Annotated in this window: 1 protein-coding gene; it reads left to right on the top strand. The window is 55.1% G+C overall.

The genetic code is table 11. From position 1 onward, the window contains the following. The coding region (locus KZZ10_RS14415) for a non-ribosomal peptide synthetase (protein WP_259662241.1) at positions 1-1,963 on the top strand (1,963 nt) is incomplete at both ends.

Raw genomic sequence — 1,963 nt, 5'->3', positions numbered from 1 at the left:
CGCGTCAAAGCCAGTCCTGGCAGGCGCAGCTTGCGGGCGTCCCCGAGCGCTTGAGCTTACCGACCGACTACCCCAGAGAGGCGGGTCGCAGTCGCGCTGCGCGCTACCTGCCCATTGAGATCAGTGCACAAACGACTGCTCAGCTGCAAGTTCTGGCCAATCGGCATCAAACAACGCTCTTTACTGTACTCATCGCTCTCTACGGTACGTTGCTTGGACGTCTGGCCAATCAGAGCGATGTGGTCATTGGCTCGCCTGTAGCAGGTCGCACCACTGAGCAGGCCGATGGACTCATCGGGTTCTTTATCAATACCCTCGCACTCAGAGTCGATTCCTCGGGCCATCCCGATCTGAACACCCTCATGGAGCGCGTCAAGGGCAGTGTGAACCACGCGCTCACTCATCAGGACCTGCCCTTTGAGCGCTTGGTCGAAGATCTCGGGGTCGCCCGCTCACTCTCGCACACACCAGTATTTCAAGCCATGTTGGCTTGGCAGACTCAGGAGACAGCCTCTCTATCGCTTGGGCACCTAACAATAGAACCCATGCCCGTTGCCTTGGCTCAAACCAAGTTTGATATGACGCTCTCGATTGCACCGGAACCGGATGGCGCGATTCGCGGCGTATTCGAGTATGACGCGAGCCTCTTTAACGATAGCCGGGTGGCGCAGTGGGCGACGTGGTTCGTGCGCACCCTCGATCAGGTAGAGGCACTTGGACAGACCGCGACGCCTATCGATACGCTCTCGCTAATCAATCAAACCGAACGCCAACAGGTGCTCGAGCTCTTTAATCGAACTCAGGCACTTGAACTCCCACTTGATGCACCGAGCACTGCGCACACGACGCTCCCCGAGCTCTTTGAGCAGCAAGTGACCCGCACGCCAGAGGCGATAGCGCTCGTGTTTGGTCAGAACAATCTCACCTATGCTGAACTCGATGCACGCGCCAATCAGCTGGCCCGTCATTTAATTAACCTAGGCATCGGCCCCGAGCAGATCGTGGCAATCGCGCTCCCACGCTCCATCGAGATGGTCGTTGCCTTGCTTGGGGTGCTCAAGTCCGGCGCAGCCTATCTACCGCTTGACCCTGACTACCCCACAGCACGCATAGCCTTCATGCTCACCGATAGCGGTGCGAGCCTAGTGATCACTCAGACCTGTGTGATTAAAGAAGCACTCGAGGCGGCGCAGAAGGCGGGCGCGGCGCTACCGATGCTTGAGCTAGACGATGCCAACACTCAGTCGACGCTTGCTAAGCTCGATCTAGCACCTGTGGCTCAGGCTGAGCGCACGAGCTCGCTCACCCCACAGAACCTTGCTTACCTAATCTATACCTCGGGATCCACTGGTAAACCTAAAGGCGTCACTAATACGCATCGCAACGTCTGCTCACTTGCTTATGATCCCTCGTACTGTAGGATCGGCCCCAAAGATACTTTGCTTCAGCTTGCGTCTATTTCCTTTGATGCTACAACTTTTGAGGTTTGGGGGGCCTTGCTGAACGGCGCCAAATTAGGACTAGCACCAGCAGGTCAAACTGACTTAGTAGACATTGAGCAAAGTATAAAAAAATATCAAGTCACAGTACTTTGGTTAACAGCGGGACTTTTTTCTGAGGCGGCGAAGTACCAATTAAGCCTGTTCAAAGGTGTCAGAGCGTTGATAGCCGGTGGTGATGTATTGTCGGTCAATGCAATTAGGGTATTGAAGAACGAGCATCTAGATATTGAGGTCATTAATGGCTATGGGCCAACCGAGACGACGACCTTTGCGCTAACCCATGCGATTAGTACTCAAGATCTTAAACGTAACAATATACCAATTGGTCGTTCGATTCAGAACACACAGATCTATATCCTGGATGCGAGCTTGAACCCTTTGCCAGTGGGCGTCGCAGGCGAGCTTTACATCGCTGGTGCGGGTCTTGCGCGCGGCTATCTCGGGCGCGCAGGCCTCACCGC

The sequence above is a fragment of the Zwartia hollandica genome, assembly GCF_019923725.1.
Lineage (GTDB): Bacteria > Pseudomonadota > Gammaproteobacteria > Burkholderiales > Burkholderiaceae_B > Zwartia > Zwartia hollandica.
Note: the sequence above shows the minus strand (reverse complement) of the source record. Positions and strands in the feature narration are given on the sequence as shown.